Source organism: Lysinibacillus sp. FSL M8-0355, from assembly GCF_038008985.1.
Classification (GTDB): domain Bacteria; phylum Bacillota; class Bacilli; order Bacillales_A; family Planococcaceae; genus Lysinibacillus; species Lysinibacillus fusiformis_D.
In genome coordinates this window covers 167,915-190,637 of sequence record NZ_JBBPAI010000001.1, presented here as the reverse complement: position 1 = coordinate 190,637, position 22,723 = coordinate 167,915, and the positions used below count along the sequence as shown (strand labels likewise).

Sequence of the window (22,723 nt, the reverse complement as noted above, 5' to 3'; positions counted from 1 at the left end):
AATATGAGCAAAACTTTATCGGGAATTGAACTAATCCAGGAATCCATTGAAACAAATCAAGCATTGTATATTGAAACTAGCCAGGCAATCCATGCCAATCCAGAAATAGGGAATCAGGAGTTTTTCGCAAGTCAAAAGCATGTAGAAATCTTGACGAATGCAGGATTTAAAGTAGACACAGCCGTTGCTGGACATGAAACCTCCTTTTATGCAGTGAAAGACAGTGGAAAACCTGGTTCAACAATTGCCTTTCTTGCTGAATATGACGCTCTTCCAGGTTTAGGGCATGCCTGTGGTCATAATATTATCGGAACAACGAGTGTCGCAGCCGGAATTGCTCTTTCTAAAACATTAGATGAAACCGGTGGAAGTGTCGTCGTCTTAGGAACACCTGCTGAAGAGGGTGGTCCAAACGGCAGTGCAAAGGGAAGCTTTGTAGCACATGGCTATTTAAAGGAAGTAGATGTCGCTTTAATGATTCATCCAGCAGGAAAAACATCTCTAACAAGCGAAACACTTGCCGTTGATCCACTTGATTTTCATTTTTACGGGAAAGCCGCACATGCATCAGGGGCTCCTGAGGAAGGAATTAATGCATTAGATGCAGTGATCCAGCTTTTTGTTGGGATTAATGCTCTACGCCAGCAGCTTCCTACAGATGTTCGAATTCATGGAATTATTACACATGGTGGGGATGCACCAAACATTATTCCTGAATATGCAGCAGCAAGATTCTTCATTCGTGCGGATTCATGGAAAAAAACAGAGGAGGTATCAGTAAAGGTACGTGCAATTGCTGAAGGTGCTGCACTAGCAACCGGGGCAACGGTAAAAATTGAACGATTCCAAAATGAAGTAAAGGATTTTGTGCTAAATCCTGTACTAGATAATATTTTACAAGAGGAGTTAGAGGCTTTAGGAGAAAAGGTTTGGACAATTCGAGGACAAGGCAAAGGTTCAACAGATGCTGGGAATATTAGCTACGAGGTTCCAACAGCACATCCATATATAAAAATTGGCCCAGACGATCTAATTGGGCATACAAATGAATTTAGAGAAGCTGCTAAATCCCCTGAAGGTGATGCAGCTTTAATAAAAGGAGCAAAAGCACTTGCTTCAGCTGGCTATCGCTTATTAAAAGATAGTGATCTTTTAAGTGAAATAAAAGCTTCTTTTGAGACAGCGAAGGCACAGAAAGAAAACTTCTAAAACTCATTCTAACATTATTTGCATATGGAACAGGGCTGTACCAGAAAGTTGCCGAAGATCAACTTTTTGGACAGCCCTACTTTTATACATATGCACTTATAAATACTCGTAGCTTTTCAAAATGATCGTCAATCAATAAATACTTTTTGTAGATTTCCATTAATTTCTCAAAAAGCTCATAGTGCTCTGTTACAAATAAAATCTTTAAAATATTTAATAGATGGAGAGAGGCACTTTGAGCTACAAAATAATAAGGAGCCTCTGATTGGCGATAATGTTGACGCCATTCTTCCACAGATAACCCAATATGCTGTAATGAATTATTAACGTGTAATGCAATATCCTGCTGAACATATGCCTCAATTGCAATCAATTGTTCATTGCTACAACTCCCCTCCACTAATGCTGCATGTATTTTTTTATTGGATGCTAGTACATGCTCTTTTAAAAGGACTAACCCCTCTTGATAACGTCCCATTCTTACGTAATGATCCAGCAATATAGCATACAAATTCTCTAAAAAATTTAGTTCATAGTTTTTAATAATTGCAGGAGGAGTCGGCTTACGATTTGGTAGTAACTCTTTATATTCAAGCATTATCTCGATTGCATAATTATTAAGTCGCTCATCCTCTAATAAATATTCCCCATATTGAATAACTAATTCATTATCCTTCTCCTGATGTGCTATATGAAATAGTAGATAGGCTATTAACACTTTTTCCTTCTCCGTTAATGCATACATTGAATAGCGCCAATCCGCCTCAAAGGACGTAATAAGTGCCTTCACACAGTTATTATCTCCCTCAGCCAATCGGTAGTGTACAACAATTTGATAAAGACGTAACTGTTTTTTTGCCAAACAGCTAGCATTGTGCTTATCCACATGAGTTATACACTTATCCAGTATCGTTTTATAGTTATTCACAAAGTTATCCACATGTTCACAATTTTCTTTCATAGATTGCTCAAAATGTCCCATTATTTCATAAAGAAATGTGAATTGCTCTAAGGGTCTGTGGATAAGCAGTGAATAAACCTTTTTTGTAAAAAGCCAATGCCAAAAAGATGCATGCTCTTTATACATCATATGCACTAAATATTCATCTTGAAATTTATATAAAATAATTGTTTGTAGTTCATTAACTGGCATTGCTATTTGCATTCGTTTCCCAAAAACTAGCCAAATTAGTCGTTCTAAGTCTATTGTGTGTTGCGCAAAGAGTTGCTCAAAAAAAGTTTCTTTTCCTTTTTGTGTATAAAAAAAAGCATTGAGCCGTTCATTCACAAATTTTGCATCTAAGCCATATTTGTCAAAATACATTTGCATTTCTGTTGATACACGACCCCAATATTTACGAGCTGTGGAAAAGGCAATATTCTTAGCCGTTTCTTCATTTACTAAAAATAGCTTTGGTGAAAGCGAAGTACCAAGTATTTTTGGATCTTCCTGCAGATTTGACTCTGCCTCCAGCCATGTTGCTAGTAAATTTTCAGCACCCTTTTCACTTTTTTGTTTATAAGCCATGAATAATTGCTCATCACAGTCCAACAGCATAAAATTGGAGCCTCCCATCAAATTCGACCAACAAAGATCTTCCCCTATCATTCAAATACATGTTTTTAACACTCTTTCTTCAATATAACAAATCTTAAGTAAAATATGCTAAAAAATTAGTGATATGCCTAGCTAAAATGTTCTCAAACAAAAAAGAACCACCTATCAAGTGAATACACTTCATAGATGGAAATCTCCATCACCAAAATAGTGGATATTTTCTTTTTTCACGTAAATTATTTATCAACAATCCGAAAAATACAATAATGACAGCTCCAATTAACACAGGTGTTACTAAATAACTCCAACCATAGCCTCCTAAAATAATAATTATAGGATTGGCACCTGCCGGCGGATGGATAATGCCCAGGAAGGCCATAAAAAATATTGTTAGCCCTACGCCTAAACTAATAGACAGCATACTCGAGCCTAATAGTGCATACATAGCCAAACCAATAAAGGCGGAAATGAAATGGCCGCCAATAATATTTCGAGGCTGAGATAACGGTGCATTCCAGACGACAAATACAAGTACACAGCTACCACCAAGTGAAGCCATTAGCCAAGGTGCCTCTGTAAAATTTGTTAGCCATAGCAAAACAAAAATACATATTAAGCCGCCTATTGCTCCCGTGATGGCATCAGCAAAATTTGTTCGAGAGGGGGCATGTCCCCCTCCTCTCATTTTTAATATAAAAGGTTTTATACTATTCTTTTTCTCTATTTTATTTTCCACACCAAAAAACTCTGTCATTCGACACCAACTTTTCTATGCTACGTTCTATTTAAATTCGGTTAGGCTAATCATTTTTAAACTTTACCTATTATATCAACACAACATTAGAATTCAATCTAAACTTCATATTTCAGACAAATTCTTACTTTGCCACCCCATAACCCATACAAAAAAGCAAACCTTTAACAGTTTGCTTTAGAATGAATTCATCTATTAATCATATTGCTTTTTCACTGTCTTATAAATTCGTACCTTTTTCAATATCGTTTTAGGTACTTGGAAGGTTGCTGTGACAACTCCTGGATGACGTCCAATTTCAATGGAACCTGTTATCGTCGCTCTATTTAATACTTCTGGCTCACTCATCTCAAATAACTTTGCAGCTCTCTGGACTGCATTATCCGTAGCCTCATTTAGCGTTTTTCCAGAACCAATCATAGATACAGGGAATGCTTCCTCTACCTGTTTCACACCGAACTCCTCTGCTAGCTCTCGTGCACGGCGCTTTTCTTCCTTCGTAAAGGGCTTTGCTGTATAAGGTAAATCTTCTTCGTTTGGTAATAACACTGGGCCTTCCAATGCTACTTTTTTCAAGACACTAACTTGTAGCTGTACAATACCAGCTACATCTGTTGTATGCCCTGCAACCTCCCCATCTCCCTGCATAGCATGCATATCCCCAATATAGACACCGCCACCTGGAACCTTTACAGGACAAATAATCGTTGCCCCTTCGCGTACTCTACTTATATCCATATGACCATCGGTACGATGTAAATCCAATTCATCTTGTGTAAAGGCATATTCATGCGGTGCTCCAATTAAGAACGAACCAAAATCACCAGCATTATGAGAATCCGGCATTGCTTTTGAAGGGGTTGTACCAAGCTGTCCTAAAAAAGGTCGCATTCTCGCCATTATACCTACTAGGTCGCTTGGTGCTAATGCAACAACTGGATTTTGTACAGAATTTTCAGGTGTTCTCATGTAATTTTTAGCATCAAGGGCGATACGGCGAGCCCCCTCTCTTCCAACAGTGACACCTATTTGGCCTTTTTGATCAAGGGCCATTGTATAGCCGTTTATCATTTTAAATGGTGCCGTTTCTGTATCACAGGTTGAACAGCGAATCGCTTGTGGACCTATCCCTTTGACAATTGTGCTTGGATGTAACTTGCCACAACCTGGGCATTTGACAGAAACGAACGGGTCGCCAATGAATCGATCTATAATCGCCTCATCGTAACCTGACGAGGTTGCCAGAGATGTGACCTGAATAGATTTAATTTTTATGACGATGGCGTCACCCACCTCAGCGCCTTCTACAAAAACAGGCTTTGTTACTTCGTGTCCCCCACGAATAGTAGGTGTAAGCATTGGTCCCCAGCATCCAGGTGCTGTATTGGCAATGATCGTTCCACCGTCTTTAATGGGCCCTAACATCTTCTGTGAAGGATCTAAAATACCATCAATGAACTCATTTACGAACAATGTCTCAGCGGCTTGCGGTTGCTGTATAAAGTCATCATTTTCTAATCCTTCCTTTTCAAGCACATGCAATTCGTTTGTCATTTTTCGTCACACTCCTGGTTCTAATTTTTATGTAAGTGTTATATGTTAAAAACGCTCTCCACATTTGCAGAGAGCTATTTTTATCAATTGTTTATGTATAAATCAAAAATATGTGAGAAGTCTTCTTTTTTGTACTTATCTTTATGATCGATCATCCAAGTACTCGCAAAGCGTGTGATTTCCTCGAATGACGTAGATGGGGAAATGTTATCATTGCCCATCCGTCCAAGTGATGAAGAAGCAATGTTTAAGCTTTTTTCTGCTACCTCTAGCTTATAGGCATTGTGTTTTTGCTCATAGCTAATAGCATGTAGTGCTTTATAGAGGTCTTTAATGTCATCAATAAAGCGTTTATGGATGTCGATGGATAGTGGAGAATTACCAATTGTAAACTTAATTTCGACATCAAGGTCAATTGTTCCTGCTGTTTCTAGAAAAACATCTGTAATGGCATACATAGAATAGTCATAGCGTCGCAATAATCTTTTTTTATTCATGGCACTCTCGCCATCTACATGAATAATGGCACGATTCGTAAAGCAGTACTCATCTGCCTTCGTTTTAATTAAAAAATATATTTTTTCGTCAATTTCATGTAAGATAAAATCATCTGCATCTGTTTTATCATAATCCACTTGTGGCACAACTACTCCAATATCTGAAAGTCCAAGTGCATCTGCTGCTATTTTTTTGAACACCGTCATTCCTCCTAAATCGTCATACTCCTTTTACGCTTTAGAAACTGTAAAAGTTTCATAACACATTCCCCTACTGTATACAAATTTTCATATAATCAATACTTCATTTCCTCTTTCATGTATATTTCATTTATAATGATTGTCAGAAAAGGATTCTTCCAAATCGAAAGGTCGTGTGAATAAGTGCAAGAACCAACTATATTAGTAGTGGATGATGAGGCTGATTTAGCTAATCTGTTAAAAGTAAGCTTACAAAAAGAGGGCTACAAACAAATTTATACGGCTGGCTCCATTCATGATGCTTGGACAAGCTTTCAACTAACAAAACCAGATATTGTACTGCTAGATGTCATGCTTCCAGATGGTGAGGGCTACGATTTATGTAGACGTATCCGTGAAGTCTCACATGTGCCTGTACTTTTCATGTCTGCTAAAAACGAGGAAATTGATAAAATTTTAGGGCTAGCCATTGGTGGAGACGATTACATTACTAAGCCTTTTAGCCCTAAAGAGGTTGCCTATCGTGTAAAGGCCCAATTACGAAGAGCTGGCTACCAAACTCAAGATACTGCTCCGAGCCTTACCAAGAAAGCACTACAGCATGGACCATTCCAGCTGAATACCGATGAAACTGAAGTTCATAAAGATGGCGTTTTATTGGAGTTAACGGCAAAGGAAATTGGTTTAATGGCGTGCTTTATGCACAATCCTAATCGAATTTTAAGTAAAGAAACGCTGTTCGAACGTGTCTGGGGAGAGGACTTTTTCGGTTCAGATAATACAGTCATGGTGCATATCCGTCGTTTGCGTGAAAAAATCGAGCAGGATGCCTCAAAACCTCTGTATATCACCACTGTTAAAGGACTTGGTTATAAATTCGTCGTACCAAAAGAGGCACAAGAATGAAGTGGAGATTAACAGCGCGTTTCCTCCTTTCTGTACTTTCTATTGTCATCATCGTTATTTTTGTCAATACTGCCATTCTAGTAGGTCTGCTCACTTATCGGTTAGCTACTGATTCTGATGGTGCTTCTGCAACTAAAGAAGAAAACTTTGTACGCGAATTCCAAAAATATATCGAAATTAAAAATGGGGTTCCCTCAATAAGTGCAGATGGGCTTGAACATTTGCATCTGCGAAATGCTTGGATTCAATTACTTGATGTAAATGGTCAAGTTATTGACGCCCATTTTGTACCAGAAAAAGCACTCTCGCACTATACACCCATCGACTTAATTCAGGTATATAAATATAAAGAATTTGATTCTAATACTACGGTTTATATTGGCAATAAGGATGATTTTAGTTATTTAATTGGCATTCAAGGTAGTGGTGTTACAAGATATGTTATGCATTTTTCTGGCACATCAATCTTACAGTTTATCGGGAAATTCGGCTTGTTCATCGTTATTGCGGACTTGTTAGTAGCAACATTGGTAGGCTGGCTTTTTGGGCGCACATTAACGAAGCCTCTTTATGCGATGATTGAACGAATTCACCATTTAAAAGATCATAAACATTCGTCCGACAAAGCGCCTGGAGGAGTTTACAAGCCTGTTTTTGAAAATCTAAATGAAGTATCACTAGAACTAGCTGCCCATGAACAAGAGAGAAAGAGACTAGAAGTTATGCGTGAGGAATGGATTAGTAATGTTTCACACGATATGAAAACACCACTTGCCTCTATTCGTGGCTACGCAGAGCTATTGAATGATGAAAAATTGCCACCTAGTGAGCAAACAGAGTACGCAAAAATTATAGAAAAACAATCATTGCATATGCAAGATCTATTAGATGATTTAAATTTAACAATGCGTTTAAGACATCAACGGCTTCCTCTCACATTAAAAAAAGTGAATATGGTGCCATTTATTCGTGAAATTGTAATCGATACATTGAATACACCACAATATGAGCTTGCTAATCTTGAGTTTGAGACAGCCACCGAGGACAGTCTGCATCAAATTGACGAGCACTTTATGCGCAGAGCTATTATGAACTTTTTACACAATGCCATCCTTCATAATGCTCCTGATGTTTCCGTACTTGTGTCAGTTGATGAAGATTCTATTACGATTTCCGATAATGGTAGAGGGATCGCAGCAGAGGATCTGGAACATATTTTTGAACGCTATTACCGAGGTACAAATACGGAAAAAACAACTGGCACTGGTTTAGGTACAGCTATTGCTAGAGATATTATCGAGGCCCATGGAGGAACCGTAAGTATCAGCTCTGAAGAAGGGAAAGGTACAAGCGTTAACATTTATTTAAAAAGGAATACCTAATAAACGAAAACCCAAAATTTAACTAGCAGCATTCTTTGAAAAACGATAAATTTCAAACATACTTTTGGCACTGGCGCTTCGTAACACTTCGCTTTCGTGCAGAAAAGGGGTGTCTCAAATAACTTTTGAGACACCCCTCAGAGTGTTGAAAAACAAAACTATCCATAGCATTTTTGTGAAAGGTGAAAATGGATTTCCGCTGCAGGCTACTTGCTTTCCTGTGGGCGAGCGCCGAGCCGCTTCCTCCGCTACCGCTCCGTTTAGAGGCTCGCCTGTCTCGCTATCCCACGGGAGTCAAGTAGCCCTCCACTCTAATCCACAAAAGTGTTACCTTTTTAGCAAAGGTTTTTAAATAAAGTGAAGGTGTTCACTTCTCTTTATGGAGAGGTGTTGTCACGTATCACTTCTCCACATTGAAAATAAGAGCTTATCCCCTCTAAGAATACAGATAATGGGCTATTTGATCGCTATACTCCTATGAAAAAAGTAAAGACACTTTGCAGAATGGTTGATTGGAGTGGAGCCAGCGTCACTCCTAGGGGATTTAGCGTCACAGATGAGACCCTGGAACGAGCGTAAGTGAGTGAAGCGGCTCATCGGACGCCCCCTGGAAAGGGCGCTGGCGGAACGGAAATCAACCTCTCACCTTGCTAAAGATTCTTTTTCTGCTATTGACATCACCTTTTTGCTATTTCATTTGATCTTGCACCTTTGCAGGTAACTCGTGGAATTTTACTTCATCAAATGAAGAGACTTCCGTTTCCTTTTTCACATAAAGCTTTAAATAAGCATCCTGGCGTAAATTTTTGTGGGCTGAAAACTTTAATGTTTTTTCTTCGCCATTTTTATTGTAAGCAGGTAGCTCGTACCAGTACATTTTAAAGATTTCACCGCTATCAACCTTATACTCCTCTACTTCTCCCTCAGCTGTAATATGGACATAGTATGTGTCTTTATTTAACCGATTAAAGTCTACAGTCATCAATACAACCAATCCTGCCACGAATAAGATGAACAATGCACCTATTCCGAAAAATACTTTTTTCATATTTAATTCCCCTGTCTCACTATTTTATAGAACGAACGCACGGTAAAGATATAATAAATAAAGTAAATAGTTGAATATGCAACAATCCACAAAATGACTGGCTTTGTAATATTCATACCAAATAGCTGTGAAAATGCTAGTAACGCAAAAGCACTATGCACAATGCCGACGATAAGTGGAGCACTAAAGATCACAGCCACCTGTCCTGCAACTGTCTTTAAAATTTGCTTACTATTCACACCAATTTTATTTAATATAGCGTATTTCGCCTGATCTTCCTCAGCTTCCGTTAAAATTTTGAAATAGATAATACTGCCTGTTGCCGCTAGGAAAACGAGACCTAAGAAGCTTCCCACAAACAATAGTGCACCAACTGTTGCTAAACCATCCTCATAGCTTTGTGGAACACTAGAGAAAGTTTCTTGTTGTTCAGTAGGTAATTGTTTATAAATATCTTGTGAAACGTTCTGTTGTTTCAAATCATTGTCCAATCCAACAACCTGCATGATGAGCTCTTCGGCATTTGTAGTCGCAAATTCCTGATCATTCACAACGAGTACTGTTCCCGCTGCTATAAAGTTTAGCACGCTTTCCTTGTACATTTTCTCTACATGGAAGGAATCTCCGTTTTGTAGCTTAAAGTCCTCACCCGTAAAATCATGTGAAAATCGTTCATCATAGGCTGCATCAAGTAAAACTGTAGAGCCATCTGCAATGTGCAGTTCTTCATCCTTACCTTGTAATTTCGCTAAACGATTATAATCAGATTCCTTCAATAATGTATATTCGAAAAACGAGAATTCATTATCAACACGTAAATTTTTCACAGCCACTGCTTCATTATATAAGACATCTTCTTGAGAAAATTCTACCGTCTCGCCTTTCCACATAAATGTATTTGGCAGCATCTGACGCACACTTGCTTCTGCATTGTAATACATGCCGAAGACACCGCCACCTGCTGTAATCGTTGTTGCACTTAAAATTGCAATGATCGACAGCGATTTAGCATTAGCTCGAATACGATATAATAACTGAGAAACACCGATTAAATTTAAGCCTTTCCATGACCATGATGTGGCTTTTTTTAATGCTGTTAACACAAAAACACTCACACTATGGAATAAAAGATATGTTCCTGCAATCGTTACACCTATGACCATTAATGGCGTACCTAACATAGTGAAGAATTTCCATATTTCACTCGTAAACATATCAGAGGCAGCTGTATAATATCCAAATGCAATTAGCGCAGTACCGAGTAAAGCAGCTACTAAAGAGGCACGTGGAATTTGCTCACCCTGTTTGTCAGCGTGAAATAAATCAATTAGCTTAAATTGATAAATAACACGATAGCCTTGCAATGATGTGAATAAAAACAGTAGTGTAAATATGCCAGTCGTATTAATTAATGCCTCCATCGAAAATGTCAGACTACCAACCACTTCATAGCCCATTAAGCGTACTAAGATCATTAACAGCCCTTGTGACATAAAGAACCCTAGAATGATACCAAGTATTAGAGAAACAAGTCCTATAACTAAATTCTCAAAAAAGAGCATTAAGCCAATTTTTTGCTTACGCACACCTAGCAATGAATAGAGGGCTACTTCCTTTTTCCGCTTCTTCATAAAAAATGAATTGGAATAGGCCATAAAGATGACAATAAAGAATAATAGCACTACTGACGATGCACTCATCAACCCCTTTATTTGTTGTGATGATTGTTTTAAGGCCGAAAGATCATCATTATATTTGAGCGTCACAAATGTAAAGTAAATAACGATACTAAATACCATCGAGGCAATATATAAAAAGTAATTCGACAAATTGCGTTGAATATTTTTGCGCGCTAAACTAAATAACGTCATTTACTCCACCCCCGATGCTAGACAGCACCTGCAAGATCTCTTGGAAAAATTGCTTCCTTGTTAGAGTCCCACGTTGAATTTCCTTAGAAAGCTGTCCATCTTGAATAAATAGTATCCGCTGGCAGAAGCTAGCTGCAAAAGCATCATGGGTAACCATCATAATCGTTGCGGCTTGAGATTGGTTTAGATCGCTTAAGCTTTCTAGTAAATCTGTTGCAGATTTTGAATCAAGTGCACCTGTAGGCTCATCCGCAAAGATTAGCTTTGGCTCTGTCACTAATGCTCGTGACGACGCAGTACGCTGCTTTTGTCCTCCTGAAATTTGATAAGGATATTTATCAAGCAAGTCACTTATACCAAATAATGCAGCAATCCGCTCAACCCTTGCGTTGATAGCCTTTGTTGGCATCTTCGCAATAGCTAGTGGTAAAACAATATTTTCTCGCACTGTCAAAGAATCGAGTAAATTATAATCTTGAAAAATAAATCCTAAATTATCGCGACGAAAATCCGCTAATTCGGCATCCTTCATACGTGCTAAATTAGTATTCCCAATAATTATTTCACCAGTCGTTGGCGTATCAATCGTTGCTAATACATTTAAAAGGGTAGATTTCCCGGCCCCAGAAGGACCCATTACACCAACAAACTCTCCTTTTTCTACTTCAAATGATATATTCGATAGCGCTGTAAAAGTATTTGCGCCTTTGCCGTAAGTTTTTCCAACGTTTTGTACCTTTAATAATGGCGTCATATACGCTCACCTCTTCTTTCTGACTTTAGTATACGACCTCAAACTTACAACAAATTTGTCGCAAGCTTACAGCAACCTTAAATCAATCGCTAGTTATCGATTAATTCCTACGTTTTATCGAAGCCATTCCCTTTTGTATACCCCAACTTTTAAAATTGATTGACATAAAAAAAGATTCATACACAAATAACTGTGCATGAACCATTTTAATCTATTGTCCTAAAACCTTTTGAATATCGTCCTCAAAGCTACTTGGCTTATCTGCTGAGGCGTAGCGCCCTACAACCTCACCATCGCGATTTACAAGGAATTTTGTAAAATTCCACTTCACGCTACTGCCTAAAAATCCTTTGGAGTGAGAAGTTAGATAATCGAAAATAGGATGTGCTTCTTTTCCGTTTACCTTAACTATCTCATGCATCGGGAAAGTCACTCCATATGTCAGACGACACTGTGATGCAGCTTCTTCAGCAGTCGCTAGCTCTTGTTTAAATTGATTTGAAGGGAAACCAAGTACCACAAGACCTGCTTCCTGATATTTTTCATAAAGACCTTCTAATTCTTCAAATTGCGGTGTAAAGCCACATTTGGAAGCTGTATTAACAATTAGCAAAGGCTTTCCCTTATAACGTTCGAGGCTATAGACAGTACCATCTTCTAAAGTTACGTTAATATCATAAATGCTCATCTCTCTACCTCCTATTATAAACGTCCATTCATTCGTGCCACCTGCTGTAATGGGTCCCAAACACCATTGAATGGTGGTGCATAGGCTAAATCTAAATCTAGCAAATCAGGTAATGTCATTTTACTATACAATGCCGTAGCAAATACATCGATACGCTTATCAACTCCTGCTGGACCTACGATTTGTGCACCTAATAGCAGCTGGTCCCGCTTGCGAACAACCACCTTAATATACATACGTTGTGCACCTGGATAATAGCCAGCAATATGACGTGCAGATAGTTTAAATGCCTCATAGTCAAAGCCAAGCTCTTTCGCCTTACGCTCATTGATGCCTGTCGTAGCAATGGTTAAATTGAAAAACTTTAAGATAGAAGTTCCCACGATTCCTCTAAACGGCGCAAACTTGCCTGACATATTAAGGCCTGCTAAACGACCTTGCTTATTAGCAGTCGTTCCTAAAGGTACGTAATCTAAACGCTCCTTCACAATATTAAAATGGGTTGCACAATCTCCTGCTGCATAAATATTTTCAATAGAAGTCTCTAAATGGCGATTCACAATAATTGCTCCATTTTTCGCAAGTGCTATTCCAGTATTCTTTAAAAACTGCGTATTTGGTTGAATACCTGAAGCGACAATCACTAAATCTGTTTCTAAAACACTGTTATCTGTGACGACACGCTCGACCCGTTTACTCCCTTCAAATGCTTCCACACTTGTATTTAATAATAGCTCCACATCGTTCTTTTTTGCTTCCTCATGAACATGTTGGGCAAGCTCTTCATCTAAAATTCGTGCTACATGGCTTCCTCGTTGAACTAGCCTTACTTTTTTCCCGCAGGCGTGTAGCGTTTCAGCCATTTCTAATCCAATATAGCCACCACCTATGATGGTTACCTGTTCAATATCTGGCGTTAAATCAGCCAGTAAATCCTCCAACTGAGGAATCGTTTTTACCGTGTGGATACCTTCTAATTCAATCCCCTCTTGCACAGGTACTACTGGACTAGCTCCCGTAGCAATAAGAAGCTTATCATAGGGAATCTCAAATGCTTCACCACTCGCCTGTGTCCCCGTAATAAATTTCTTCTCTATATCTACATTTTCTACCTCATAGCCAACTCTTGCATCAATGCCATACTTATCTCTAAAAGTCTCGACATCTCGTGCAATTAAACGTTTGGTTGATGAAATACGTCCATCTACAACATAAGGCAATCCACATTGCCCATATGAATAAATAAAACCACGTTCTAAAGTAGTTATTTCTGCCCCTGGCACATTACGATAGATTTCCATTGCTGCAGACATACCTGCAGCATCTCCCCCAATGATGACGTATTTCATTCTACAAGCCCCCTTATTTTTTCCTTGTTGCCATTAAATCTGCATATTGATCGATATACAAACGCCGTTTTCCTCCACTTACGATGACACGTATTATATGGATGGCTATAATCATTGTAAGTGCAAAACCTGCTATTGCGGCTAGTAGAGAAATGACAATTTGCAGAACATAAAATGGTGAATCCATATTTAATTGAATACTACCAAACGTTGAAATGGCTTCGAATAGACTAGCCGTAGCGACAATAGCAATACAGCGACGCCACGATTGCTTTACAATACTTTTGCCATTCTTGTTGACCATTGTAAAACGCATAATCTTCATACCTAGCGTTGCACCATTCATCATACTTGGGATCACGCCAAAGAGGGTCATGTACAAGACCATGTTTACCAAGAACTCGAATGTACCACTATACCCTGTCAGACCGCCAACCATAATCCATATCATTTGTGCGATACATAAATCAATGACGAGTGCCAGCAAAATAGAAATGGGCTTAACAATATCCATTTTTTCCATTTCAGCAGCTTTTGCCTCAACCTCTTCATGCGAAGGGAATAGTGCCCATATGATTGGTGCTAAAAAGAATCCTAGTAACGCGCCTACACTGTTCAGTAATAAATCGTCCACATCAAAGATGCGGTAGGCACAATTAAAGATGCCGTAAATACCTGTTCTTTGTGTGACCTCATAAAACAATGTTAGCAAAAAGCTAATTAAAAATGCACGTTTCCAGCACCTTCTTTCTTTAAGAAAATATCGCAAGTAAACGCCAAACGGCATCAGTAGTAAGAAATTAAAAAATGCTTGAAAAAATGCCTGCTGTTTCGTCATAGCAAGCCATGTTGAAGGATTTGTTATGACAACCCCACTGTCCTTTAAAATATCCTCAACAAATTGAAAAAGTCGCAAATTGGTATGAACAGTGTCTGCGGATTGGAGTGAGCATGTATCTCTTGTAGATGGAAACGGCAATAATACTAAACATAGTGCGGATAAAAAATAAAAAATAAATGAGAACATAATAATAGTTTTGGACATAGATAAATATCCATATTTACGATACGTATAAATAAGCCATGGAATAAAAAGTACAAACGATAAAATAATCGTTATAAAAAACGCTATTAAAATGGAATCTGTGTAAGTTGACATATAAGCACCTCTCTTTTAAAATGCCCGTTTTTATGAACACTAAAACTAAGTTTAGTTCTCCAACACAACATATTTATTTCAGTAAGCTTACATAATCCTTAATTCAACCAAATATAGCTGACATACTTACGAGTAGTAGTTACTCTAAAGAAATCACGTCCTATGGCAGCTACTATATCAACATAAAAAACAGGTAAAGAATATACTCTCTACCTGCTCCTTTTTTATACTTTAGCAATTTCCTCTTTACAGAATGTCAGAATTTCCTCTAGTTCATCATCCTCTAATGCAAAATCTAAGTATTCACCCTCACCCTTTTCCAGGATGAAGTAATTTAAAATAAATGGCAATTCGCCCTTTTCACCAATGAGGACACGAATTTCAATACCTGCTTCGTGGTATAATTCATCCTCTTCATCAATTTCTACATCCAAAATAAATTCATAGCGCTTACCCTCAATAATATTTGTAGGGTCTAAAATTTCTTCCATTGTGAATTGTGTAATTTCCATTGTTCTAGCTCCTTTATCTTTAGCTGTTCCTTTCTATATTAAATCAATTTCAGCATGGGTCAACTAGAAAAGCCGTATACACGTGTAAGTAATTATGCCAGAATAAAATGGAATTGTTTTAGAATTAGGAATCCCTATATAAAAAGGAGGCTTTTTCATGAAAGAGCTATTATATTATCAAGACGTTATGTTACACGAGTTTAATGCTAATTTTGTAAGCAAAGGAATGGATGAAGCTGGTCGTCATTATGTTGTCCTATCCAATACCGCATTCTATCCAACTGGTGGCGGACAGCCTCACGATACAGGCACTTTGAATAATGTAGATGTCATAGATGTTGAAAAAGTGGATGATGAAATTCGTCACTATATTCAAGGAGATCCATCAACTTTAGACGGTGTAGTACGTGGCAAAATCAATTGGTCAAGACGATTCGATCATATGCAGCAGCATGCTGGACAGCATATTTTAACAGCGGCATTTATAGAGCTTTTTAATGCACAGACTGTAAGCTTTCACCTAGGTAGTGAGCAGGTCACAATTGATATTGCTGTAGATACGCTGACTGAACAGCAGCTTGCAGCGGCGGAAGCAAGAGCCAATGACATCATCTTAGAAAATCGTCCAATTCAAACAACATGGATTACAGAAAATGAGCTTGTTAACTATAATCTTCGGAAAGAAGTTGCTGTAACCGGGGACATTCGACTGGTCATTATCCCTGATTTTGATTATAACGGCTGTGGTGGCACTCATCCAACATCCACAGGGCAGGTCAGTGCTATTAAAATACTAAGCACTGAAAAAATGAAAGGCAATGTGCGCGTTTCTTTTGTCTGTGGACAACGTGTTTTAGCCGAGCTTGCCATGCGAAAAAAAGTATTAGCAGATGTTGCTCGACAATTAAGTGTTCCAGAGATTGAGGCTGCTACTGCACTTACAAAAGTTCTTTCTGTCCAAAAAACGACAGAGAAAGCACTTGCTACTGCGAAAGAGGAGTTACTAACATACGAAGCAAAGGCACTGGTGGCTAATAGTGAAGGTGTAGTAACGGCTGCTTTTCATCAACGAACAATGCAGGAGCTACAAAAAATCGCTCGTCTGATTGTCTCTGAACAGTCAGATGCTATGACCTTACTAGTTTCTGAAAATGAAGGCAAACTACAATTTGTTGCAGCAAAAGGTAAAAATGTTACCAAAAGCATGAAAGATATTGCCGCGAAGGCATTACCTCTTATTAATGGTAAGGGCGGCGGAAGTGACCAAATGGTCCAAGGCGGTGGCGATTGTATGATTTCCAAAGAAGAACTACTGCTAGCTATGGAAAAAGCTTAATTCTACTATGAAAAAGGAGCCGTCATTATGAGACAGCTCCTCCTTTTTAATACTTAAATTTTTGAATGGCTCCATATAACCGTTTCGCCATTTCTGATAGTTTTTCAGTTTGACCGTTCATGGTTTCTACTGTATTCAACTGTTCTGTTGTTGCATCTGTTACCTCATGCACATAATCACTTGCTGCATGTGCGGTTGCTGCCATTTCTTCCATAGATGCTGAAACTTCCTCTGTATTTGCAGACATTTGTTCAGCTGAAGCGTTCATTTCTTCAATTTGACCTGCTATCTCACCTACCGCTCGAACCATTTCCTCAAAACGTTCACCAACTGCCTCAATAGAAGCTAATCCGCGTTCAACATGAACTTCGCCCGATTCTGCCGCCTTTACTACCTCTAATGTGTAGGATTGAACGCTTTCAATTAATACATTAATTTTGGTAGCTGACTCTGCTGTCTGCTCCGAAAGCTTGCGAACTTCATCCGCTACAACAGCAAATCCTTTACCTGCCTCTCCTGCACGAGCTGCTTCGATGGAGGCATTCAATGCTAATAAATTTGTTTGATCAGAAATATCTGTAATCATTTTAGAAATTAAACTAATTTCCTCTGACTCTCTTTCTAGCTTGTGAATAATTGTTAGCTCAGCTGTTGTCCCCTCCTGAATCTCATTCATACGGCGCATAGATTGCTGGACAGCTTCATTGCTCTCACTAATTTTCTGGGAAATAAAATCTGTATTGCAGGCAATAGCTGAGGCTACTTCGGCAACATTTTGTATACCCATAGCCATTTGTTCCATTGCAGAGGCACTTTCTTCTGCCATCACGGTTTGACTCTGTGCCCCCCTGTCTACTTCACTGATTGCACTAGCTATTTGCTTAGAATGCTTTGTCACAGCAGTGACATCTCCCATTAAATCACACGAGGCTTCATTCACTGCAGTTGCTTCCTGACTCACTTTCGCTACCATTTCTCGCATATTATCAATCATGCGATCTAATGCACGCGCCATTGTCCCCATCTCATCAATACGCTTTAAATACTTCTCAGGGATCTCCTGTGTAAAGTCACCTTCTGATAAGCCTTCACTAATACGAAGCACATGACGAAGTGGTCTACTGACCGAACGTGAAATAGCAAATGAGATGAATAGTCCTAGTATCGAAACAATGATGGTCGTGACAATAAAGTTCGTCTTAAGCTTAGAAAGTCCTGAGAACATCTCATTTTCTAATGCAATAACCCCCATTTTCCAACCATTATCAAGGGTATGGTAGCCCATTAAGTTCGTACCAGCATCCTCTGTTTCGAACGAAAAATAGCCACTTTCATTGGTAATCATTTCTTTTGCAGCTAATGCCCTGCCCGTCATAACACCTGTTTCTTCCGCTTCTTCGATTGGATTATTTTGCTCCTTCACATAGGAATGATTATTATGTCCAATAATCGTTCCTTGAGCATCCAGCATAAATGCATAGCCACTGTCTCCAACCTTAATGTCCTCGACAATATTAGATAAATAATAACCATCAATACGAGCCAATAATAGTGCTTTTTCACCTGTAGCTGTAGTAATTGGTGAAACAATTAAAATAACTGGCTCGCCGGTTACACGGCTAATCGTTATTTCAGACATGACAGACTTGCCAGTAAAACCTTCTTTTACATAATCACGATCGCCTAATTCAGCAGTTGTATCATCTAGATAATGGGCTACCCCATCAGCTTTTATAATGCCAAAACCTAAGTAGTTCTTATTATTAGCAAGGCGTTTTGACAAATATTGTTTTTGTTTTTCAAAGTCCATACTACGAACTGCCTCTTGCTCTGCGATTGCTTCTACCTCTACCAGTGTTAGTTGGAAGTGTTCTTCTATGTATTGTGAAACATCCTCTGCTCTAGATACTAAATTGGATTCCACTTGCTCATTCATTGCATTCGTACTATTGATCCAAGTAGATAGTCCAAGTGTGCCGCAAGTTACAAAAACAAGAGCAATAATTGCAATAATTAATTTACCACCAATACCTTTTATCCACATATCCCTTTTTCTCACTTCTTCCGTTTTTAGCTATATTATTCGAATATTTATGCATAACTTCAGAGTAAAGTCACAAAAAGTAGAAGTCAACAAAAGTTTTCCAATATGATTAATAAATGTATAATAATACCATTTTCACTATCTATATAGTGCTAACAATTTTCTACAAATTTTTTAATTCATAGATATAGTTTGCTATAGAAAGACAGAATACTCGCTACATTGGATGAAATTAAAACATTTTCCAATAAAAATTGATTATAATTCACAATTTTTGCTGATTATTAACAATAGGATCGGTTTAAAACATTTTGAGGGGAGGATTTCTATGAGTTCAGACAAAAACAATGTTTCTCGTCGAGACTTTTTGAAAACAACAGGTATTGCTGCTGGTACATTAGTCGGTGGTGGATTAATAGGAGGGCTAGTAGGCTACAACATCCAAGGTAAAGGGACTTCCACTCTGGAGCATGATGGGCATGAAACGAATGAGGCTACTGGTTCGCCTAAGGCTAAGATGTTTTTTAGAAATGAAAAAGATTTTAGTATCTTATCAAAGGCTACAGAGCGTATCTTCCCAGAAGATGATTTAGGGCCCGGCGCTATAGGCTTAGATGTTCCCTATTTTATCGATCATCAACTGGCAGGAAATTATGGGAGTAACTCTAAAGAATATATGCAAGCTCCATTTGACGTAGGTGCCCCTACACAAGGCTATCAAAGTCGTTTAACACGAGCAGAAATTTTCAGGCAGGGCATTCAAAAATTAGAGGACGAAGCTCAAAAGCGTTATCAAAAGAGCTTTAATGATTTAGAAGGTAAACAGATGGATGAAATTTTAACAGCCTTTCAAAAGGGTGACATAGAAATGGTTGGGGTGACATCCGCATTCTTCTTTACACTGCTGCGTGCGGCTACATTAGAGGGTGCCTATTCTGACCCTATGTATGGCGGAAATCGTAATATGGATGGCTGGCGCATGAAAGGCTTCCCTGGCCACCAAATGGCTTATATTACACAAATAGAAGATGCGAAATTCCAAAAAATTGAGCCTAATCCATTAGGCAATCATTAAGGGGGGTTAGAAAATGGCTAAAACATTACCTAGTGTAGACGTTGTAACAGTTGGCGTAGGTTGGACAGGCGGTATCGTTGCTGCTGAATGTGCAAAAGCCGGCTTAAAGGTGGTCGGTTTAGAGCGTGGTCAAAAGCGCGGTACCGAAGATTATTTAAATGTTCACGATGAATACCGTTATGCCATTCGATATGATTTGATGCAAAATCTATCTAAAGAAACGGTAAGCTTTCGAAATGATCGCAATATGAAGGCATTGCCAATGCGACAGCTTGGCTCCTTCCTACTTGGAGAGGGTCTTGGAGGATCAGGAACGCACTGGAATGGTATGACCTATCGATTTTTACCCTATGATTTTCAAATAAAAACATTAACAGATAAACGTTATGGACCAAACAAGCTTGGACCAGATTATCTAATACAGGATTGGGGTTTAACATACGATCAACTGGAGCCCTATTTCGATAAATTTGAAAAAACAGCAGGTATTTCAGGTGATGATAAAAATCCATTTAGCGGCAAGCGTTCAAATCCCTATCCTACACCACCTATGAAAAAAACACCTATGCTTACGCAATTTGAAAAAGCGGCACAAAGCTTAAAGCTAACACCCTATATGGTGCCATCTGCCAACGTATCCGAGGTTTATAAAAATCCTGATGGTGAAACGATCAATGCTTGTCAATATTGTGGTTTCTGTGAACGGTTTGGCTGTGAATATGGCGCAAAATCTTCTGCAGAAATTACAGTCGTCCCTACCGCTTTAAAGACAGGAAACTTTGATTTACGCTTCAATTCCAATGTTGTCGAAATTTTAAAGCAGGGCAATAAGGCTACTGGTGTAAGATATATCGATACTGTGTCGGGAGAAGAATTTATTCAGCCTGCTAATGCGGTTGTATTGACTAGCTATGTCTTTAATAATGCCAAGCTGTTAATGGTCTCAGACATCGGTGAACGATATGATCCTACTACTGGTAAAGGCACACTTGGCAGAAACTATTGCTATCAAATCTTACCTGGTGCTGCAGGGTTCTTCGATGAACAATACAATACATTTATGGGCGCAGGTTCATTAGGCATGTGTATAGACGACTTCAATGGGGATAATTTTGACCATAGTGATTTAGATTTTATTCACGGAGGAAACATTGCTCTTACACAGACAGGTACTCGACCAATCGGTTCCAATCCAACACCACCAGATACGCCTACTTGGGGACCTGAATTTAAAAAGCAGTCTATTTATTACTATACACGCTCATTCGGTATTGGTGCGCAAGGAGCATCTATGCCACATAAGCAAAACTATTTATCACTGGACCCTACCTATAAAGATGCTTATGGCTTGCCATTAATACAATTAACATACAATTTTACTGAGCAGGATCGTGCACTTCATAAATATATTTCCGCAAGAGCAGCTGACATTATGAAAGAGATGGGTGCAAAAACAATTGTTCCTAACGCTGAAATTACCGACTACAATATCGTACCTTACCAAACAACGCATAACACAGGTGGAACAGTCATGAGTTCAACGCCAGAGCAAGGTGTCGTGAATAATTACCTACAGCATTGGGATGTTGATAATCTGTTCGCGGTAAGTGCGGGCAACTTTGCACACAATAGCGGCTACAATCCAACAGGTACATTAGGAGCACTTGCTTATCGCTGTGCAGAGGGAGTTATTAAATATAGTCAATCAGGCGGTTCTTTAGTGTAAAAAACTTATATTTAAAGGAGGTAAGGCTTATGGGAGGTCTTGGAGCAATTGGAGTACCTGGATTAATCATTATTTTGGTCATTGTGTTAATTGTATTTGGTCCGAAGAAATTGCCAGAAATCGGCGGAGCAGTTGGCAAAACGTTTGCAGAATTTAAAAAGTCTACTAAAGGGCTTATGGATGATGAGGACGATTCCGAGAAAAAGGTCGAAAAAAAATCTGATGCTTCGTAGGAGGGGTTCCTATGGATCCATATGAAGACGGAAAAAGAAAATATTTAAGCCCTCTTGATAAACCACAAGCTGAGCTTCCATCACCCGTGGAGGCTTTAGCTGAAATACCTGTAGTAGCAATTGAAGAAGATCATGTAGCAGATGAACCTCTGATACCTGTTACCTCATTATTGGAACATCTTTCTGAGCTGCGTAAGCAAATTATAAAAGGGCTAACAATTTTCATTTTATTTTTTATTGTAGTCTTTTCGACTATAAATATTTGGTTTCCATTCATAACTCGAGGTCATTCTCTCGTTATTTTAGGGCCGCTTGAGGTTGTTAAATTTTATATGACTATTTCTACTACTTTAGCATTTGGTCTTGCAATGCCTTTTCTCGTTCATTTTCTGTGGAGCTTTGTAAAGCCTGGCTTAAAGGAAGAGGAAAGTCGATTTTTAGGTCTCTATGCACCGATTATGCTAGTTCTTTTTTTAATAGGAATAGCTTTTGGCTACTTTGTTGTCAATCCACTTAGCTATACCTTCTTAGTAAGTCTCGGAGCTACCAATTTCAATGTTATGGTATCAGCTAGTGAATATCTGCATTTTTTAATCATGACCACCGTACCGCTCGGTTTATTATTCGAGTTACCCATTGTTGCTCTCTTTTTATCAGCCATTGGTGTACTAACTGCTGAATCCATGAAAAAAATACGAGGCTGGTCTTATATCGCAATGGGCGTAGGCTCTGCTGTTATCACGCCACCCGATTTTATCAGTCAGCTACTCGTATTAATACCTATGATTATTTTGTATGAAATTAGTATCTATCTTGTGAGACGTACAGAACGTAAACAAATTGAAAGCACTGCGTAAAGTTTAACGC

General features: G+C 38.6%; 20 protein-coding genes. 8 read left to right on the top strand and 12 right to left on the bottom strand.

What is annotated here, in order from left to right; all coding sequences use genetic code 11:
• The first annotated feature begins 3 nt into the window (after positions 1-3).
• Entirely contained in the window at positions 4-1,209 is a 1,206-nt protein-coding gene (locus MKY46_RS00950) for a M20 family metallopeptidase (RefSeq protein ID WP_036124984.1), read from the top strand.
• 82 nt (positions 1,210-1,291) lie between these two features.
• Here the strand turns inward: MKY46_RS00950 and MKY46_RS00945 are convergent, their stop codons facing one another.
• The 4 genes from MKY46_RS00945 to MKY46_RS00930 all read right to left on the bottom strand — a co-directional run bounded on the left by MKY46_RS00945 (position 1,292) and on the right by MKY46_RS00930 (position 5,773).
• Positions 1,292-2,767: a hypothetical protein gene (locus MKY46_RS00945; RefSeq protein WP_036124981.1), complete on the bottom strand. Its 1,476-nt coding sequence runs from the start codon at positions 2,765-2,767 to the stop codon at positions 1,292-1,294.
• A 199-nt stretch (positions 2,768-2,966) separates the two neighbouring features.
• Complete coding sequence (locus MKY46_RS00940; protein ID WP_036124979.1) at positions 2,967-3,521, bottom strand: HPP family protein; 555 nt, start codon at positions 3,519-3,521, stop codon at positions 2,967-2,969.
• A 195-nt stretch (positions 3,522-3,716) separates the two neighbouring features.
• On the bottom strand, positions 3,717-5,075 hold the full coding sequence (locus MKY46_RS00935) for an acetamidase/formamidase family protein (RefSeq protein WP_058845258.1): 1,359 nt from the start codon (positions 5,073-5,075) through the stop codon (positions 3,717-3,719).
• A gap of 83 nt (positions 5,076-5,158) precedes the next feature.
• Positions 5,159-5,773 (bottom strand): PH domain-containing protein, encoded by a 615-nt coding sequence (locus MKY46_RS00930; RefSeq protein ID WP_089933986.1) that lies wholly within the window; start codon positions 5,771-5,773, stop codon positions 5,159-5,161.
• A 183-nt stretch (positions 5,774-5,956) separates the two neighbouring features.
• Here MKY46_RS00930 and MKY46_RS00925 point away from each other — a divergent pair, with 183 nt between their 5' ends.
• Positions 5,957-6,679, top strand: coding sequence for a response regulator transcription factor (locus MKY46_RS00925; RefSeq protein WP_058845256.1), 723 nt, complete (start codon positions 5,957-5,959; stop codon positions 6,677-6,679).
• On the top strand, positions 6,676-8,061 hold the full coding sequence (locus tag MKY46_RS00920) for a sensor histidine kinase (protein ID WP_058845255.1): 1,386 nt from the start codon (positions 6,676-6,678) through the stop codon (positions 8,059-8,061). Before MKY46_RS00925 ends, MKY46_RS00920 begins: the two co-directional genes overlap by 4 nt.
• 688 nt (positions 8,062-8,749) lie before the next feature.
• Here the strand turns inward: MKY46_RS00920 and MKY46_RS00915 are convergent.
• The 7 genes from MKY46_RS00915 to MKY46_RS00885 all read right to left on the bottom strand — a co-directional run bounded on the left by MKY46_RS00915 (position 8,750) and on the right by MKY46_RS00885 (position 15,442).
• A complete protein-coding gene (locus tag MKY46_RS00915; RefSeq protein ID WP_036125796.1) occupies positions 8,750-9,109 on the bottom strand; it encodes a YxeA family protein in 360 nt (119 codons plus the stop codon).
• A 2-nt stretch (positions 9,110-9,111) separates the two neighbouring features.
• Complete coding sequence (locus tag MKY46_RS00910; RefSeq protein WP_036125793.1) at positions 9,112-10,980, bottom strand: ABC transporter permease; 1,869 nt, start codon at positions 10,978-10,980, stop codon at positions 9,112-9,114.
• The gene (locus MKY46_RS00905) at positions 10,967-11,734 is read right to left on the bottom strand and encodes an ABC transporter ATP-binding protein (RefSeq protein ID WP_036125791.1); all 768 of its coding nucleotides are present in this window, start codon (positions 11,732-11,734) and stop codon (positions 10,967-10,969) included. The genes MKY46_RS00910 and MKY46_RS00905 overlap by 14 nt, the downstream gene beginning before the upstream one ends.
• Positions 11,735-11,945: 211 nt before the next feature.
• The gene (locus tag MKY46_RS00900) at positions 11,946-12,422 is read right to left on the bottom strand and encodes a glutathione peroxidase (protein ID WP_089933982.1); all 477 of its coding nucleotides are present in this window, start codon (positions 12,420-12,422) and stop codon (positions 11,946-11,948) included.
• A 14-nt stretch (positions 12,423-12,436) separates the two neighbouring features.
• Positions 12,437-13,771 carry an FAD-dependent oxidoreductase gene (locus MKY46_RS00895; protein ID WP_089933979.1) on the bottom strand — a complete coding sequence of 445 codons (1,335 nt, stop codon included), beginning with the start codon at positions 13,769-13,771 and terminating at the stop codon, positions 12,437-12,439.
• Positions 13,772-13,784: 13 nt separating this feature from the next.
• The gene (locus MKY46_RS00890) at positions 13,785-14,930 is read right to left on the bottom strand and encodes a VanZ family protein (RefSeq protein WP_036125784.1); all 1,146 of its coding nucleotides are present in this window, start codon (positions 14,928-14,930) and stop codon (positions 13,785-13,787) included.
• Between the two features lie 224 nt (positions 14,931-15,154).
• The gene (locus tag MKY46_RS00885; protein WP_036125783.1) at positions 15,155-15,442 is read right to left on the bottom strand and encodes a DUF6509 family protein; all 288 of its coding nucleotides are present in this window, start codon (positions 15,440-15,442) and stop codon (positions 15,155-15,157) included.
• A 157-nt stretch (positions 15,443-15,599) separates the two neighbouring features.
• Between MKY46_RS00885 and MKY46_RS00880 the strand changes: the two genes are divergently transcribed.
• Positions 15,600-16,778: a serine-tRNA(Ala) deacylase AlaX gene (locus MKY46_RS00880; RefSeq protein WP_036125781.1), complete on the top strand. Its 1,179-nt coding sequence runs from the start codon at positions 15,600-15,602 to the stop codon at positions 16,776-16,778.
• A 46-nt stretch (positions 16,779-16,824) separates the two neighbouring features.
• On the opposite strand, the gene MKY46_RS00875 is transcribed toward MKY46_RS00880, so the two are convergent.
• Entirely contained in the window at positions 16,825-18,822 is a 1,998-nt protein-coding gene (locus tag MKY46_RS00875; RefSeq protein WP_036125779.1) for a methyl-accepting chemotaxis protein, read from the bottom strand.
• A gap of 328 nt (positions 18,823-19,150) precedes the next feature.
• Here MKY46_RS00875 and MKY46_RS00870 point away from each other — a divergent pair, with 328 nt between their 5' ends.
• Genes MKY46_RS00870 through tatC form a run of 4 tightly spaced genes read left to right on the top strand, consistent with a single transcriptional unit; the run spans position 19,151 to position 22,713 of the window.
• Positions 19,151-19,897, top strand: coding sequence for a gluconate 2-dehydrogenase subunit 3 family protein (locus MKY46_RS00870; RefSeq protein ID WP_036125777.1), 747 nt, complete (start codon positions 19,151-19,153; stop codon positions 19,895-19,897).
• A gap of 13 nt (positions 19,898-19,910) precedes the next feature.
• Positions 19,911-21,623: a GMC family oxidoreductase gene (locus MKY46_RS00865; RefSeq protein WP_036125775.1), complete on the top strand. Its 1,713-nt coding sequence runs from the start codon at positions 19,911-19,913 to the stop codon at positions 21,621-21,623.
• A gap of 29 nt (positions 21,624-21,652) precedes the next feature.
• Positions 21,653-21,856 (top strand): twin-arginine translocase TatA/TatE family subunit, encoded by a 204-nt coding sequence (gene tatA, locus MKY46_RS00860; protein ID WP_036125774.1) that lies wholly within the window; start codon positions 21,653-21,655, stop codon positions 21,854-21,856.
• Positions 21,857-21,867: 11 nt separating this feature from the next.
• Positions 21,868-22,713 (top strand): twin-arginine translocase subunit TatC, encoded by an 846-nt coding sequence (gene tatC / locus MKY46_RS00855; protein ID WP_089933970.1) that lies wholly within the window; start codon positions 21,868-21,870, stop codon positions 22,711-22,713.
• Positions 22,714-22,723: the final 10 nt, after the last annotated feature.

Bases quoted from the DNA above. Each gene is read 5' to 3' on its own strand.
- tatA (WP_036125774.1), top strand. From the start codon at position 21,653: ATGGGAGGTCTTGGAGCAATTGGAGTACCTGGATTAATCATTATTTTG.
- MKY46_RS00950 (WP_036124984.1), top strand. From the start codon at position 4: ATGAGCAAAACTTTATCGGGAATTGAACTAATCCAGGAATCCATTGAA.
- MKY46_RS00910 (WP_036125793.1), bottom strand. From the start codon at position 10,980: ATGACGTTATTTAGTTTAGCGCGCAAAAATATTCAACGCAATTTGTCG.
- MKY46_RS00885 (WP_036125783.1), bottom strand. From the start codon at position 15,442: ATGGAAATTACACAATTCACAATGGAAGAAATTTTAGACCCTACAAAT.
- MKY46_RS00880 (WP_036125781.1), top strand. From the start codon at position 15,600: ATGAAAGAGCTATTATATTATCAAGACGTTATGTTACACGAGTTTAAT.
- MKY46_RS00895 (WP_089933979.1), bottom strand. From the start codon at position 13,771: ATGAAATACGTCATCATTGGGGGAGATGCTGCAGGTATGTCTGCAGCA.
- MKY46_RS00935 (WP_058845258.1), bottom strand. From the start codon at position 5,075: ATGACAAACGAATTGCATGTGCTTGAAAAGGAAGGATTAGAAAATGAT.
- MKY46_RS00890 (WP_036125784.1), bottom strand. From the start codon at position 14,930: ATGTCAACTTACACAGATTCCATTTTAATAGCGTTTTTTATAACGATT.
- MKY46_RS00900 (WP_089933982.1), bottom strand. From the start codon at position 12,422: ATGAGCATTTATGATATTAACGTAACTTTAGAAGATGGTACTGTCTAT.
- tatC (WP_089933970.1), top strand. From the start codon at position 21,868: ATGGATCCATATGAAGACGGAAAAAGAAAATATTTAAGCCCTCTTGAT.
- MKY46_RS00865 (WP_036125775.1), top strand. From the start codon at position 19,911: ATGGCTAAAACATTACCTAGTGTAGACGTTGTAACAGTTGGCGTAGGT.
- MKY46_RS00945 (WP_036124981.1), bottom strand. From the start codon at position 2,767: ATGCTGTTGGACTGTGATGAGCAATTATTCATGGCTTATAAACAAAAA.
- MKY46_RS00870 (WP_036125777.1), top strand. From the start codon at position 19,151: ATGAGTTCAGACAAAAACAATGTTTCTCGTCGAGACTTTTTGAAAACA.
- MKY46_RS00875 (WP_036125779.1), bottom strand. From the start codon at position 18,822: ATGTGGATAAAAGGTATTGGTGGTAAATTAATTATTGCAATTATTGCT.
- MKY46_RS00920 (WP_058845255.1), top strand. From the start codon at position 6,676: ATGAAGTGGAGATTAACAGCGCGTTTCCTCCTTTCTGTACTTTCTATT.
- MKY46_RS00905 (WP_036125791.1), bottom strand. From the start codon at position 11,734: ATGACGCCATTATTAAAGGTACAAAACGTTGGAAAAACTTACGGCAAA.
- MKY46_RS00915 (WP_036125796.1), bottom strand. From the start codon at position 9,109: ATGAAAAAAGTATTTTTCGGAATAGGTGCATTGTTCATCTTATTCGTG.
- MKY46_RS00940 (WP_036124979.1), bottom strand. From the start codon at position 3,521: ATGACAGAGTTTTTTGGTGTGGAAAATAAAATAGAGAAAAAGAATAGT.